The following is a 15,911-nucleotide window of genomic DNA, read 5'->3' as shown; positions in this document are numbered from 1 at the left end:
ACAGTTTACCGTATAAGAAGACGTAAATGACTTGCACCCTAAAAAGTAAATGATTGCAACACTAGGGTTATTTTTGGTGTGAAAAGGATAACACCTTAACGATTACAAGTCCTTGTAGAATACGGTCCTTTAAAAAGGTATGAACCCGGAGAAATTCGAACTCACGACCTCCAACCTATCAAGATAAGAAACGTATATTTTATGTCTCGAGAATATCGAGCGGAAAAGTAGTAGTATCAAGGGGTTATAAGTTATTCTATATTTCTATTTGCAAATACTGTAAAGTAAAAAAATGAAATTTCTTGACCAGAATCTTGAACATTTTTTAATCAGTTTCTTATCAGCTTAAAGAAAGGTTTGCATTAAAATGCTGTGACTATACCCACTAGGTACTTTATGCAAGTCTTAGAGGATAGATTAGTTTTTTAGGGTCTATATAGCATCAGGACTATAGTTACGTGGAGTATATGTCTCGCAACTCATTTTAAAGGAAGACAACTAATCCTTTGGGAGAGTTACCTTTTTATGTTTTTTTGAAACAGATTCACAAAATGGTATTGAATTTTTATGATACCATCTGACCTATAGGTAAGACCGTTCATGAGAGAGTGCAGTATATGTGGCCTAATCTTTTTCAATGTCATCGTGTCTTTTTGCTTATTGCTCTCTGTATCTTGGCTCTTTTTAATTATACTACTAGTTAAGGTTTAGAATTGCAAATGCTTCTTGATCTGTTCGATTCGCTTAGAGCCTATTCCTTTTATTTTTTTTAGATCACTCCAATCTTTAATATCAGATTTTTGTGCAATTATTTTTAGAGCCGTAGTAGCATTAATATCATCAATTAGGAGAAAATCAGATAAGGTTACATTGTTCCATTGTTTATTGAAGCTCTTATCCTTGAAAGTGATAAAATTACGAAATTCCGCATCGTTTAAATCTATCCTTTCTCTATTATCATTTCTTCCGCTATTCCCAGTAATGTCAATTGATAGAAGGAAAATTGTAACACCTCCAATTGTAAACTCTTTTACTAATTCTAGAGAGTGTGACTCACAAGACTGAAAAACAATATAGTATCCAATTGTTTTTCCATGAATTTGGGTATATTTTAACGTTTGAGTTATCCCTTGAAAGACATAAGTTAAGTCATTAATGTTTCTAAAAAATTTAACTTCCATAATTGTACTGTTGTCATCGAAAGTCATAATATCCAGCCTATCGTTACCAGCCACTTTTTCTACCACAGTTGTAATTCCATGGTCGAATAAATACTCTGCTAAATCAAATTGTAACAACCTTTCATCCATTGGTTGACTCAGTTTTTCACATAATCTAGCTAGTCTTGCCCAGCCATATTCAGTGATTTTCATCAAATATCTGTCCAAAAGAGCTTTTATATACCATGTACTGTCTATTAAGGTGTACAAATGAGATAAAATTCGATTTAGTTTTGATTCCCATTCAGTATAACTAAAGTTTGCCATTATTTTAGATTTTTCTACTATCAGGTTCCTATAATCTGCTCTTCCATATTTAATAATGCAAGAATTATCTCTTACAAGATTGTTTACATGAGTCAGGTAGGGAAAATTATAATTTAAATAAGATATTATTTCTAATAAATCTGTTTTTGTATTTTGTCTACTAAGAGTTTCTATAGATTTATATGGTGTTTTTAATAAACCTACCAAGCTTTTTAATTTCTGGAAAGCCGAATTATAACTTAGTTGTCTTTGTTCCAATTCTTCCCTTGTTGATGAAATGTTATTGAAATTTAAGAGTTCTAAATTAATAAATTCAGAAGAAGGCTTTCGCCAATCTTCAAAATTCAATTCGACCTTTCGTGAGATTTTCTGTATATTTAAGTCGAAATGTGAAATTACGTCTTCTAGTCCTTTAAATTTAGACTGAACAATATTATAGTTATCCGTAACATGTAGTTCCTTCTCTATCCTTACTAGGTCATTTTCTTTAGTTATTATTATTGATAGTGGTAACATGTTATCTATATTATCTGTTTCTTTTTCGGGATCACGTAGTTCAAATCTAATTAAATCTTTCAATTTTCCTAAGTGATTAATTTCCACTACACACTCCTTAATAAACATATTAAGTAATTTAGAAAGATCTTCTACACATTCCATTAAATAATCTTCAGGTTTATTTAAACGTTTTAATATTTGACCCATCATCGATCTAATAATTGGATCTTCACATAAAAAATCAAAGAAAATGGCTAGTGAAGGTAAAAATTCTTCACTATTATCTCTGTTTATTAGGTTAAAGTGTCTTTCTATTTTGCTTCGGTAGTAATTTACATCAACAAAATTCAAGTTGTTTCCTCCTACAAGCTTACATTTTATCTTTATATTGTCTTAAAATTCACTTATCCATATTATTTTATCATGTCGCCAATTAGTAAAAGAAGTGAAAATTTAGAAATAGCTATCTAATTAGAAGTGAATTATAGGAGAGCTAATTCATTTTTTCGTCGTAATTGAATGGTGTGAAATCGGAGATTATATTTTACATGAAGTATTTAATAATTAAGAGTCAAATTTATACACTCCATTTATAGAAACAAAGGTAGCTTAAAAAGAGTGTGATTGCCAAACGGTATCGCGTGGCAGGGGTCGATATCCGTGCAGCTGTCATTTCTTTTGGGAGATAAGATGCTATAACTTTCGCTAATTTTATCTAGTTTCCATATGCAACCTTTAAAACTGATGGCTCTACTCTGATATTTCCTATTTGAATATGCCTCATTTGTTGGTGTCTTAAATACCGCTGAGTCTTTCTCCCCTTTTAGTATTAAGGTTATTGGATTCTCGATTAATGTATAGTAGTCAACGTCACAGATACACCTTTTCTCTATAGGTTTTAAAATTTGAAATCGAATGTCTCTTACCATAATAAAATATGCCACTGCTAATTTTCTCCTAATATTCATCTATATAACGTATTATCTATTTGGATATATATATATATATAATGTAATTATGTTATTATAGCATCTAGATGTAATTCCGTATCTTGTTCAATTAATAGTTAGATGTTTTTTGTTATAAACAAGTTTCTTTTCGAGCCTTACTTTTATTCCAAAAGGAAACGAAGATGTTTTCTTGAGTAAAGCTTTTTGATGTACTAATTGGGTAATTAGTTGATGAAAAGTACTTACCTTTATAAGTGTACTAGTATTATATTGGAAAGAAATGCAGATGACAGGAGAAAACCTTCTGGAAATTTATCATCGAGCGAATTGAATGGACGTATGCAAAATGTGATGAACAACCTATGGTGGAAATTGAATACAAGTAAACATTGAGAAAATACATAACTCGTGAAGCAGATGTTTATATGAAAATATAGTTAATAACTAGATTAATTGTTATAATAAGTTAATTGAGAATCCTGACAAGAGGAGATGAACTACTTGACTAGTATAGACAACGAAAACAAAAATACAGAAGGATGGGCGAAATTTTTTACATGGATTGGTTTTGCTTTAGTACCTATTGCGATGGCAATGCCATTTATAGTTTATCATTTTGATTTTAGTTATTTAGAAAAGCTTGGACCAATAGGGGATTTCATAGGAGGAACAACAGTAACCTTTTTAACTGGAGCTAGTGTATTCTTATTAATTGCTACCAATATCATGCAACGTAAAGAGCTATAAATGAGTCGAAAAAGTATTGATGAAATGGTAAAACAAACAGAAGCTTCAGTAGAACAAATGGCAGCTTCAGTACAACAAGCTGAGGAAGCTAGAAAAGAAACGCAAATTACGAATGAAACGATGAAAAGACAACAGTTTGAAACAACATTTTTTAATATGTTAACGCTACATCATCAGATTGTTAATGAAATTAAGATAGTCTATTATAACGGCCCCGTGAGATTAGCTGGCACGAGGCAAGAATATATGGGAAGAGAAGCTATTATACAATTGAAAAGTATTTTTGAAAACAGATTGGCTAAACTAGCTTTTGGAATCAAATATCCAGGAGAAGAATGGAATAAATATCCGCATCAGGAAAGAGATAAATACAAAAAACTACTATTAAACGAATCAAATCTAGTTAATCAAGAACATTTAAATAAGTTATATAAAGGTATTCAAAATGAATATGGAAACGCCATTGGTCATTACATGAGAAACAATTACCGAATTGTTAAATTTATAGTAGAAAATGTAGCTGATAATGAAGAAGAACAAAGAAGGGTCAAGAAAAAAACTGGGCGAGATATGATTATCGGAGATAAAAGATTTTACTTTGGCACGTTACGGGCGCAATGGTCTAATGCTGAATTTGAATTGATTTTAATTAATTCATTGTATGAAAAAAATTACAAATTTAAAGATTTAATAAAAAAGTATGATGTACTTGATATTAAAGAAACAAATGGACAAATCTTAAAAGGTAAACCTGGAGGAAGCTTTGTGCTCAAAGCAGATACTATCTTATCTCCTGCATACAAAAGTTTGATTGAAAATGATTAAACTAGCTTGTCGCTATACACAAATACATAAGTTTTAATAAAAATGACCATCAGCTTCAATAAAGTTGGTGGTTTTGTGAGTTCCATATATGAAAATGCCAAACGTATATTCTGTGAAACGTGTTATAATGGAATATATAGGATATTGTTGTATAGGAAGGAAACTATTTGATAATTGTTTTAGAAAAAGGTGGCTTTGATTGGGTAGCATTAGCTGGGGCAATTATTTCTTTTTGTGCTGTGCTTGTTGCTATTGGTGCAATTTGGTTTCAAAATAGACAATTTAAAAAACAAAGAGAACCAGTCATAGGACCCGCAATAAAAAGTTTTGATTTAGATTTACCTGAAACTCATTTGGATTGGGAAAAGGGTGAGGAGCTGAATAATAAGTTTTCTGGGACCACTATACCGCTATATAATTACGGTGGTACAGCCGCAATTAATATAGCATATAGCTATAGATGTAATAATTTACATAAGCTGCAAGAAAACATAAATGATAAATTTAAGAATGGTCAACACGATATTAAAATAGATTCTATTAATGATGAAAAAGAATCATTTGATATATATTTCCAAAATTCTATGAAACAGAAAAGATTTCTTGAGATTAAAAGGAATATAAGGCGAAAAGATGTAATTGAACCTGGGAAAAAAGTGGGGATATTATTGCCTAGCTATGTTTTAGTGCTCCTTAATCACGTCTTTAGGGCTACTGCGATTAACAGGGATGCTTTACCAGAATTGGAGCTTAGTGTAACATACAATGATGTTAATTATAAATATCACAATGTTAAATACGTAATAAAAGTGGACAGGTATAACCAAGAACATGAGTCAGATGGTACGATACATTTAGAATGTATACTTATTTCTGAGCCCGTAAGCAAAGAGAAATTAAAAGGTATAATTCACCGTAATAAATAAAAGGTATAATTTTTTAATACTGGATTTAAAACAGATAAAAACCACTCGCATTATGACGAGTGGTTTTTGAGTATCATTGTTCATTTGAGAATGGCATAAATCCGATAACTTGGTCAAAGTAAAGAATAAAAATGTTTGAGTTTGTTGTAATATCTGACAGATAAAATGCTTTCGTACTTTTTTCGTTATGAAAAGTTTTAATACTGTTGAACATAAGGACAAATTAATTTAAAGATTTCGGTCGCAGGTTCTGTTTAACTTTAACTTCAAGAAACCTTTCGAATAATCGTTCAACTGCATTTTCCTTTGTAATTCTTTCAGCTTTTTGCTTATGCGGCTGGCGTTTCCGTACATTTTCTTTTTCGTTAAAGTATCCTAAAGACAATAAAGAACACTCCTTGTATCCTGAATTTCAGATTTAACGGAGTGTTGGGTTTCAATCAATATTTGAGTAGAACCTAATGTTAATTTTTTTGGTTTGACAGTATACATATATCAACGGTTTTTAAAGTTATAATTGATAACCCGTCTATAAACCCTGTCAAGGTGCGCTTTCCCTACTGAGTCGAAATCTTCTGTGAGAAGTTTACACTTTTATAAATAAATCGCCTTAATTGGTAAAAGGATTTACTAACTCACATCATAACTCATATTAATAAAGTGTTTAGCCTTTTCGATATCTTTGTCACTTGTAATAATAACTTCTAAATCTCCCGTACCATAATGTCCTATATTATTAACATCGCGAGTAAAACCACTCTGTAGCTCTACATGTTTCGGATCCACCTTTAAATACAATAAGATCTTATCGCTTTGGGGGTGTACTTCTAGGCATGCAAAGTTTTTAATCCTTTTAAAAGCTATATAATGTTTTAATATTTTTACTTGAACGTCGTCACCTAATGCCAACATGTACAATTTTAGTGCTTCAAATCTATCAATTAAATTTCTATTTGATTGCTCAAGGTAATCTGAGACGGTTTTAACTTTTGTATTTCTGTTAGTAGTCAGAGCAGTTGTATCATCATTAATATGTACAGTTTGAGCAGTTGTAGCATTAACCAAGTCAAGTAACAGTAGCCCGTCTTCATAGTGCTTATAAACGTATAGTTCAATATTCCTGTTAATTTGTTCTACTGCGTGTTCATCGTACTTAGTAAAACCACCTGCTATACACAATAAACGTGGACTACTCCAGTCGATAGCATTAGAGACCTCCTCTCCGAATCTACGCATCACCATCAATTCAAATTCTGCCTTATGGTCTAGTAGCCAATCTAAATAGAATAATCCTTGGTTTATAACATTCTCGTTTACTGAACGTTTATACTCGATGATTACAGGTGAATTATTTTCATCTATGCCTAATGTGTCTATTCTACCTGCGTGTTTTTTACCTGTGCTATACTCAGAGGCTAGAAAACGTATTCCTAAAAATGTATCTAGGTGTCGTTCTATTATAGTTTGTAATGATTTTTCGACCGCTAGTGCTTGCCCAACTAATTCTTCTACATTATTTTCATTTAAACGGAATATTTTAATATCGCCCAATTTGTATGCCCCCTTATAATTAAAATTATATTATTTTTGTATATGCATTTATAGTGTATAAATAAAGATACAATTGAATGTCACTAATAGTATATAATTGTATTATATTGTAAAGATAAGTATAATATTTATTGATATAGTTGTATATAAATATGATAATTTACTTGTAAAGTGGTGATGGGATGAGTAACTTTTCATTTTTTAAAGGTGAATGGGAAGTGTTGGCGAAGATTGGTGAAAGTGCTGAGCGTAATGTATATATTGACTCAAACACAACGATCAGTAAATTGCGTTTACTTGGAGAAACAATTGCAAAATCTGTACTTGCTTCTGACAATATTAAAGAACTACAGGGTACCAATCAGATTGAGAGATTAAATGCAATTCAGCGGGAAGGTTTAGCAGAACCAGAAATGTTAGAGATTTTCCACTTACTTCGTAAAAAGGGAAATAAAGCTGCTCACGATGGTAGTTATGGAACAGCAGAAGAAGCAAAGCAACTGCTAGCATTAGCTTATCAAGTTTCTATTTGGTTTATGGAGGTTTACGTAGACTGGGAGTTTAGTGCGCCAAGTTATGTTCCTCCAATTGATGAAGCCGATTCTTCTGCATTACAAGAAAAAATCAAACAACTACAAGCAGAGATTGATAAGAAAGAAAAAGCCTTAGAAAAACAATTGGAAGTCATTTCGGATCGTGAAGTAGAAAAAGAACTTCGTGTTCAACGTAAAGAAAAATCGCGTAAGCATTTACGTAAATATCAAATGTCAGAAGAACAAACACGTATATTAATTGATGATAAATTACGTGCAGTTGGTTGGGAAGTTGATTCAAAAACTATTAACTTTAAAAATTATAAAACAATGCCTGAAAAAAATAGAAACATGGCGATTGCTGAATGGAAAGTTGGTAGTCAATATGCTGACTACGCATTATTTATCGGTGAGCAGTTAGTAGCTGTAGTTGAAGCGAAAGCAAAACACCGTGACATTCCGGCAGCTCTTGATAGTCAAGCGAAGGATTATGCACGTAATGTTAGACAAATAGAGGGTATTCAACTGTTACCTCCAAATGGTGAATATAAAGTGCCATTTGTTTATGCTTCAAATGGTCGTCCGTTCCTTCGACAATTGGAAGATCAATCTGGGATTTGGTTTTGGGATACACGTCACCAAACAAAACGAGCTCACGCAATTGAAGGGTGGCATTCACCAGAGGATTTAAAACTTTTATTAGATGTGAATAATGAAGAAGCTGATAAGCGCTTAAAAGAGGATGATATTACAAAGTTTAGTTTACGTGAGTATCAACAAAAAGCGGTATTATCTGTTGAAAATGCATTAATAGAAGGTGCGCGTAAAATGCTGGTTGCAATGGCAACAGGAACAGGTAAGACTCGTACAGCAATTGCACTTATGTATCGTTTAATTAAAGCGAAAAAATGTCGTCGTATTCTTTTCTTAGTAGATCGTAATTCATTAGGACAACAAACAGAAGACGCATTAAAAGATTCTAAAATGGAGAATGGTTTACCGTTTTCATCTATTTATGATGTTAAAACTTTAGAAGATATGACACCTGATGTTGAAACAAAAGTTCAAATCGCAACGGTTCAAGGGATGGTTCGACGCTTATTCTATAATGATGGAGAAAAACTTCCTTCTGTTGGACAATATGATTTTATTATTGTCGATGAAGCACACAGAGGTTATACAAGTGATAAAGAAATGACAGAAGATGAACTATTATTCCGTAATCAAAATGATTATGTGAGTCAGTACCGACGAGTTATTGATTATTTTGATGCAGCGGTTTTAGGATTAACTGCAACACCAGCATTACATACAACGGAGATTTTTGGAAATCCGATTTATAAATATTCTTATACTGAGGCTGTATTAGATGGTTACTTAGTAGATCATGAACCTCCGTACTTATTTGAAACAGAACTTAAGGAAAATGGTATTACATTTAACCAAGGTGAAGAGATTGAACTGTATGACCCTGACGAGGGTGAAATCATTTTAGAACAATTGGAAGATGAATTGAAATTTGAAGTGGAACATTTCAATAAGAGAGTTATTTCGGATGGGTTTAATCGAGCAGTTTTAACGAAATTAACAGACTACATCGATCCTGAAAGTGATGAAAAAACATTGATTTTTGCTGCGACAGATCGACATGCTGACTCAATTGTACGTCTATTAAAAGAAGCATTTGAGGAGCGAGGAGATATAGTATCAGATGATGCGATTGTAAAAATCACAGGCTCTATTTATCGTCCGAATGAAATGATTAAACGCTTTAAAAATGAAAAATTACCAAATATCGTTGTAACAGTAGATCTCTTAACGACAGGAATTGATGTACCGTCGATTACAAATATCGTCTTTTTACGTCGTATTAAATCACGTATTTTATACGATCAAATGTTGGGCCGTGCAACAAGATTATGTCCTGACATCAATAAAGAAGTATTTCGTATTTTTGATGCAGTTGGTATTTATCATCAACTACAAAAGTATACAGATATGAAACCTGTTGTGAAAAAGCAAAATGTATCAATTGGTGATTTAAAAGAAGCGTATATTCAATCAGAGACAAAGGATGAAGCAAAGCACTTCTTAGATCAGTTAGTTGCAAAAATTCAACGTAAAAAACAAAAGCTAGATGAAACCGCAAAGAAAGAATTTGAACAACTATCAAAAGGTACGACAGTTGATGACTTTGCACATGACATTCAAGATTATACGCAAAATCAAGTGGAGACAAATAGTCGTTTATTTGATTATCTAGAAAATTATAGAACGCAAAAGGAACTTCAAGTAATTTCGAAGCATGAAGATCAGGTTACGTCTGTAAATCGTGGATATGGGGAAGGAAAAACAAGGCCAGTCGATTATCTAGATGGTTTTGTACAATATATTCGGGAGAATATGAATACAATACCTGCACTCCAAATTATTTGTCAGCGTCCTAAAGACTTAACGAAAGATGACCTCCGTAATATTATTGTGCAATTGAGTACGGAAGGATATAAAGAAAATGATTTGAGAAATGCTTGGAAGCAAGCGAAGAATGAAGAAATTGCAGCGGATATTATTAGCTTTATTCGACAAGCGGCACTTGGTGAAGCATTGGTTGACCAAGAAGCACGAGTGAAAAATGCGATGAGGAAAGTATATGAGATGCACGATTGGACGCCTAGACAGAAAAAATGGCTACAGCGTATCGAAACACAATTATTGAAATTCCCAGTGTTAGCACCTACACCGGAGGATGCTTTTTCAGAAGAACCATTTAAAAGTCAAGGCGGGTATACAAGGCTGAAAAAAGATCTAGGTGAAGAAGAAGTAAATCAACTTGTGTATGCTATCAATGAAGGTCTTTATGCTAGTTAATGGACAAGGGAGCTCTGTTATTGAGCTCCTTTTGATTTGAATAAAAAAAAGGTATAATAATAGGCAGTGTTTTATTTTAGGAGGAAGATTATGAATAACAACGAGATTGTTTCAAAACTATGGGGATTAGCAAATGTATTACGTGATGACGGGATTACATATCAACAATATGTAACTGAATTGACATATATTTTGTTCTTAAAAATGATGAAAGAGCAAGAAACAGAGAGTGTTATTCCAGAAGGGTATCGTTGGGATGATTTACTATCTAAAGAAGGTATTGAGTTAAAAGAATTCTATCAAGCATTACTATTAAAACTAGGTTCTTCAGAGACAGAAAATGAGCGTTTACGAGCGATCTACAGTGGTGCGGCTACAAGCATCGATGAACCGAAGAACTTAGAAAAATTAATAAAGTCTATTGATGAATTAGATTGGTATAATGCGAAAGAAGAAGGACTTGGTGATTTATATGAGGGACTTCTTGAGAAAAATGCCAGTGAGAAAAAATCTGGTGCAGGACAATACTTTACGCCACGTGTACTAATTGATGTAATGGTGGAGTTAATGGATCCAAAACCAGGTGAAAAATTAAATGACCCGGCAGCAGGAACATTTGGTTTTATGATTGCGGCTGATCGCTATTTAAAAGAAAAAACAGATGATTATTTTGAATTATCACCAGATCAAGCAAAGTTCCAAAAGAATGAAGCATTTACTGGTATGGAACTTGTAAAAGATACTCACCGATTAGCTCTCATGAATGCTTTATTACATGACATTGAAGGTCCACTAGAGCAAGGTGATACGTTATCTGCCAATGGTAAGTGGATGAAAAACTTTGATGTTGTATTAACAAATCCACCATTTGGTATGAAAAAAGGCGGAGAACGTGCAACACGTGATGATTTAACATTTGAAACATCGAATAAACAGCTAAACTTCTTACAGTTAATTTATAACTCATTAAAAACAGATGGAAATGCACGTGCAGCTGTTGTTTTACCTGATAACGTGTTATTTGAAGGTGGCGCTGGTGCTCAAATTCGTCGTGATTTAATGGAGAAGTGTAACCTACATACAATTCTTCGTTTACCAACTGGTATTTTCTATGCGCAGGGTGTAAAAACTAATGTTTTATTCTTTGATCGTGGCATAACGGACAAAGATAATACAAAAGACGTGTGGGTGTATGACTTACGTACAAATATGCCGTCATTTGGTAAGCGAACACTATTAACACATAAGCATTTTGAAGATTTTATAAAAGCATACCGTGCTGAAAATCGAGAAGAAATAAATGATGAACGTTTTAATAGGTTTACACATGAAGAAATTATGAAAAAAGATGACAGTTTAGATATTGGTTTAATTGCAGACAAGTCTTTATCAACTTATGATAACTTACCGGATCCAATTGAATCTGCAGAAGAGGTTATTTCAAAACTTTCACAAGCCATGGGATTACTACAAGAGGTTGTAGATGAGTTACAAGTGATCGAGGTGAAAAAAGATGGTAATTAAGAAAAAATTGAAGACAATGAACGAGGTGTTAGAAAAAGCGACAGTTCCAGAAGATAAGCAGCCTTATAACTTGCCAGAAGGTTGGGGGTGGGTGAAGTTGGAGGGATTACTTGATCATCTTCAGTATGGATATACAGAGAGTGCAACTCATGAAAAAATAGGGCCACATTTTTTGAGGATTACAGACCTGGATGAAAAAATCAATTGGGAAGGCGTTCCATTCTGTAAAATTTCTAAAGAAAATTTTTTAAAGTATAAACTTAATCATAATGATATTGTTGTAGCTAGGATGGGTTCTGTTGGTAAATCGCAAATAATCAAAAACCCGGAGGATTCAGTTTTTGCATCATACTTAATTAGACTTGTTCCTAATAACCTTTTATTAGCAGATTATTTAGCTCTATTTATGAAAACTTCTCTCTATTGGAAGCAAATAGAACAGAATAGCAAAGGGACAACTAGAGCCAATGTTAATACAAAAGGGTTGAAAAATTTATTTATACCTTTACCCCCCATTGCAGAACAAAAAAATATAATCGTTAAATCTAATGATTTATTAATAAAAATTGAACATGCAAGGAAGTTGATTGAAGATGCAAAAGAAACATTTCAACTTCGTCGAGCAGCGATATTAGAAAAGGCTTTTAATGGAGAATTAACATCTAGTTGGAGAAAAAATAATTTATATTATGCACAAAAAGAATTTGAGCAGTTTCATGCAGAAAGAAAATTACAAATAGGCTCTAAACAAGAGTTAAAGAAATATAGTTTTTCTAATTATTCTATAGAGAATGATCTAAAAAGAACTGGAGAATTTCCTGATAATTGGATTGAACTACCAGTAGGCTTTATTTGTGAATGTATTGTACCAGGAAGAGATAAACCCAAATCATTTAGTGGTGACATTCCATGGATTACAATTCCTGATATTATATCTGAAACTGTTTGTACAAGTAAAAGCGGATTGGGATTAACAGAAGCAGAAATAAAACATGTAAAAGCCAAGATTATTCCTTGTAATAGTGTGATAATGACATGTGTAGGTAGGTTTGGTATTTCTGCGGTTGTACAAAACCCTATGGTTATTAATCAACAATTACATGCATTCTTACCAAATAAAATAATCGATCCGAAATTTTTGATGTATCAAATTCGAACTTTGGAAAAATACATGCAAGGAATAGCAACTTCAACAACTATTGCTTATTTGAATAAAAAAAATGCAAATAGTTTACCGATTAAATTACCTCCAATAGAAGAACAAAAAGAAATTGTAATTCATTTAGAGAAGTTATTAGAAAAAGAAGAATCAATTTTTAAAATGTTACCTTCTAAGAACGATTTAGAAGAATTAAAACAATCTATCCTATCTAAAGCATTTAAAGGTGAACTTGACACAAGGGACTCGAAAGATAAGCTAGCCATGGAATCATTGAAACTGATTCTGCAAGAAAAATTGCAGTTTTAATCAAATTATTTAATTAAAAACATTAGATTTTTAAACAGTTTCATTGTTTTTAACCGTCTTATCATTAAAAGTAGTAAACAGTTGTTAATTACTATTAATTATCTTGATTTAGTTTATAGGAAGATGGCTATTTTAATTTTTAGATTCAAAGTTGAATACTTTGTTCTTTCCATGAAAATGTAATTTTGAGAAATATGGGATTGAAGGAATGTTTAGTATATTATATAATAACATTAAGAAATTTTTCCTTTTTAATCATTCCTAAATAACCACAAACCTTTCGGGTTTACGATTCATTACAAAGAAGTGTATAAAACACATACGCTAATTTGTAATACGAATGTATTCCTGGAAGGTTTTTTGCGTTGTAGGAATAGGACAAGTAATCAACTAACAAGGATGTGATAGATTATCTTAAATTATTAAGAATTGTAGTGGGGAAGTAAGAATTTTGAATTTCAAAATACAAAAGAAGTTGAAAAAAGATGAGAGGAGAAGTCTCGTCTTTTTTATTTCGAAGGGAGAAGGACATGGGTAAGAAAATTATGGTTCAATCTGTAAAGTTGGTAAAAGACAGTAATCGTATTTATGATATTGAGAAAAAGAAAATCACTTGTCCAGCGGATGCTGTACGGTTTGCACAGATTATATTTGATATAGAATCAAGACCTAATGAAATTTTTGGTGTATTTAACTTAAACACAAAGAATGAAATTATTGGCTGTAGCATTGTGTTCGAAGGAACTGTTGATTCATCGTTAGTCCATCCAAGGGAAACCTTCCGCACGGCAATATTAAACAATGCATCTTCAATTGTATGTTTTCATAACCATCCATCAGGACATAGTATGGAGTCTCATGAAGATGTTGAAGTAACGAAGAGATTAAAAGAATGTGGAAACATTATTGGTATACCTCTTCTAGATCATGTCATCATTGGAGATAATAGTTATGTAAGTTTATTGAAAAAAGGGATTATCTAATACAAAGCAATAAGCCAACTATTTTTAAGGGTGTATATGGAGAAATAGGAAGATTCTAAAGCGTTTATTCGCATGGATCTTCTTATTTTTTTATTTGTAAGGGTGATTTATAAATGAATTCATAATATGTGATTCGTGGAAATGGTCAGATTTAAAGGTCAGAAATATTGGATAAGAAAAAAGGATCTATGCCTAATAAACTAACAAGATAGCTCTAACCTAAAGTGAGAAAAATTAGCTTAAAGGCTTTTGATATGAAGGAAAAAGAAGCAGCAAGCTGCTCAAGTGATAGAAAAGTAGTAGAAGAAAATCCAATAGCATTCAACGAGCAAACTTTGGAGTTAGTAAACCATTTGTGGCTGAAGGGAATAATGCGGGGATTGAAGATTTGAATGTACAACTTGTTCTCAAATCAATGGAAATAGCTTTAGAAAAGAATGCGCCTAAGGTGAACGTAAACGTTTAGAACAAGTATTAGCTAAATATCGAAAAGAAGCTTAAGTCAAAATGAAGCAGATTATATTATGCGAGAGAAATTTAATCATGGGTGGAGCATCCAATAGATTAATGATTTTCGAGAGGTGTGGAAATTTGGTATTTCTGTAGGGAACATTTTGAAAATACTTAAACGGAAACCCCAGTAAGCAATTTTACTAGTATATGATCAAGCTGAAAAACAAAAAGTAATTCCAAGAAGTAAGGGTTTGGTGTGATTATAATGCCTGAGTAACTAACAATATTTGATTTTGAAAAGGCTTATATTAAGAGATTCAATTCTAAGGTGTGTTATACATATATTATTGTTTATATATCAAATGAAGCAAAGGTAATTAATAAATTCCCAAAAGAAATTGCGCCAGATGATTATTATGAGTTGTTTTAATTGATATCTTTATATTAATATTAAATTATATACGGATATTTATATTGATGATAGGAGGAATCTTTTTTGTCTGAGGTTAATGCAAATGAGCAAGTTCAAAAGAATAGTAGTAATACAAGTATTCAAGAGGAAGCAAGAATGCGTGGTATAGAAAAAAGTCGTAGTATTTATAGTTACTTAAATGAGGAGTATACAAGTTTTAAAAAGGGTAATAACCTTGGAGAAATGGAGAAGTTTAAAGAATATATAGACTCAGAAATCAGTGATAAGAAGCAGTTAAACCTTTATTATTCTATGTTAGTTTCTTATATTGATACTATAAAAATTAATTATCAAATTTACACCATTTTTGCTACTTTTATCGGGATTATAGTAACGATATTAATAGCTACCACGGCACAATTAGCGCAAATTTCCAGTAAGGTTGGTGGAACGAATATAAATTATGTTAAAACAATTATAGACATTGTAGGAAACAGTAATATGAACATAATGCTAATTCCGAGCATTGTATTTCCATTGATGATAATTTTAGCAATCAGAAATCATCTTATTATAGATAAAGCAAATTTATTTTTAGCAATTTTAGGATCCATTAAAGAAGATAGAGAACAAGATTAAGTAGTCCGGGAATAAAAGCGTGAAGGCACTGATTCTTTATAGCAGTT

Annotated in this window: 10 protein-coding genes and 1 pseudogene; 9 read left to right on the top strand and 2 right to left on the bottom strand. The window is 32.1% G+C overall.

Going from position 1 to position 15,911, the window contains the following annotated elements:
* Positions 1-707: 707 nt before the first annotated feature.
* Positions 708-2,336 carry a hypothetical protein gene (locus MHB70_RS27305; RefSeq protein WP_061530354.1) on the bottom strand — a complete coding sequence of 543 codons (1,629 nt, stop codon included), beginning with the start codon at positions 2,334-2,336 and terminating at the stop codon, positions 708-710.
* 1,100 nt (positions 2,337-3,436) lie between these two features.
* Here MHB70_RS27305 and MHB70_RS27300 point away from each other — a divergent pair.
* The 3 genes from MHB70_RS27300 to MHB70_RS27290 all read left to right on the top strand — a co-directional run bounded on the left by MHB70_RS27300 (position 3,437) and on the right by MHB70_RS27290 (position 5,433).
* Positions 3,437-3,682: a hypothetical protein gene (locus MHB70_RS27300; protein ID WP_230306534.1), complete on the top strand. Its 246-nt coding sequence runs from the start codon at positions 3,437-3,439 to the stop codon at positions 3,680-3,682.
* A complete protein-coding gene (locus MHB70_RS27295; protein ID WP_230306535.1) occupies positions 3,683-4,507 on the top strand; it encodes a putative phage abortive infection protein in 825 nt (274 codons plus the stop codon). It abuts the gene before it with no gap.
* 167 nt (positions 4,508-4,674) lie between these two features.
* Positions 4,675-5,433: a hypothetical protein gene (locus MHB70_RS27290; protein WP_061530356.1), complete on the top strand. Its 759-nt coding sequence runs from the start codon at positions 4,675-4,677 to the stop codon at positions 5,431-5,433.
* 630 nt (positions 5,434-6,063) lie between these two features.
* Here the strand turns inward: MHB70_RS27290 and MHB70_RS27285 are convergent.
* Entirely contained in the window at positions 6,064-6,984 is a 921-nt protein-coding gene (locus MHB70_RS27285; protein WP_061530357.1) for a DUF5655 domain-containing protein, read from the bottom strand.
* Positions 6,985-7,166: 182 nt separating this feature from the next.
* Here MHB70_RS27285 and hsdR point away from each other — a divergent pair, with 182 nt between their 5' ends.
* The 6 genes and pseudogenes from hsdR (at position 7,167) to MHB70_RS27255 (ending at position 15,864) form a co-directional block, all read left to right on the top strand.
* A complete protein-coding gene (hsdR, locus tag MHB70_RS27280) occupies positions 7,167-10,385 on the top strand; it encodes a type I restriction-modification system endonuclease (RefSeq protein ID WP_061530358.1) in 3,219 nt (1,072 codons plus the stop codon).
* A gap of 90 nt (positions 10,386-10,475) precedes the next feature.
* On the top strand, positions 10,476-11,909 hold the full coding sequence (locus MHB70_RS27275) for a class I SAM-dependent DNA methyltransferase (RefSeq protein WP_061530359.1): 1,434 nt from the start codon (positions 10,476-10,478) through the stop codon (positions 11,907-11,909).
* Complete coding sequence (locus tag MHB70_RS27270; RefSeq protein WP_061530360.1) at positions 11,899-13,377, top strand: restriction endonuclease subunit S; 1,479 nt, start codon at positions 11,899-11,901, stop codon at positions 13,375-13,377. Before MHB70_RS27275 ends, MHB70_RS27270 begins: the two co-directional genes overlap by 11 nt.
* Positions 13,378-13,907: 530 nt before the next feature.
* Positions 13,908-14,360 carry a JAB domain-containing protein gene (locus MHB70_RS27265; protein ID WP_061530361.1) on the top strand — a complete coding sequence of 151 codons (453 nt, stop codon included), beginning with the start codon at positions 13,908-13,910 and terminating at the stop codon, positions 14,358-14,360.
* Between the two features lie 260 nt (positions 14,361-14,620).
* A pseudogene (locus tag MHB70_RS27260) lies at positions 14,621-14,814 on the top strand (DnaD domain-containing protein); the annotation flags it as partial.
* Between the two features lie 495 nt (positions 14,815-15,309).
* Positions 15,310-15,864, top strand: a complete 555-nt coding sequence (locus tag MHB70_RS27255; RefSeq protein WP_016107652.1) for a hypothetical protein — start codon at positions 15,310-15,312, stop codon at positions 15,862-15,864.
* The last annotated feature ends 47 nt before the right edge of the window (positions 15,865-15,911 follow it).

This window comes from Bacillus sp. FSL M7-1020, assembly GCF_038050415.1.
In the GTDB taxonomy this organism is placed as follows: Bacteria; Bacillota; Bacilli; order Bacillales; family Bacillaceae_G; genus Bacillus_A; species Bacillus_A toyonensis.
The sequence above is the reverse complement of the archived record's forward strand: the minus strand, read 5'-3'. Positions and strand labels throughout refer to the sequence as shown.

Excerpts from the sequence above, each read along its gene's own strand:
- MHB70_RS27295 (WP_230306535.1), top strand. The coding sequence starts at position 3,683 with ATGAGTCGAAAAAGTATTGATGAAATGGTAAAACAAACAGAAGCTTCA.
- hsdR (WP_061530358.1), top strand. The coding sequence starts at position 7,167 with ATGAGTAACTTTTCATTTTTTAAAGGTGAATGGGAAGTGTTGGCGAAG.
- MHB70_RS27275 (WP_061530359.1), top strand. The coding sequence starts at position 10,476 with ATGAATAACAACGAGATTGTTTCAAAACTATGGGGATTAGCAAATGTA.
- MHB70_RS27270 (WP_061530360.1), top strand. The coding sequence starts at position 11,899 with ATGGTAATTAAGAAAAAATTGAAGACAATGAACGAGGTGTTAGAAAAA.
- MHB70_RS27265 (WP_061530361.1), top strand. The coding sequence starts at position 13,908 with ATGGGTAAGAAAATTATGGTTCAATCTGTAAAGTTGGTAAAAGACAGT.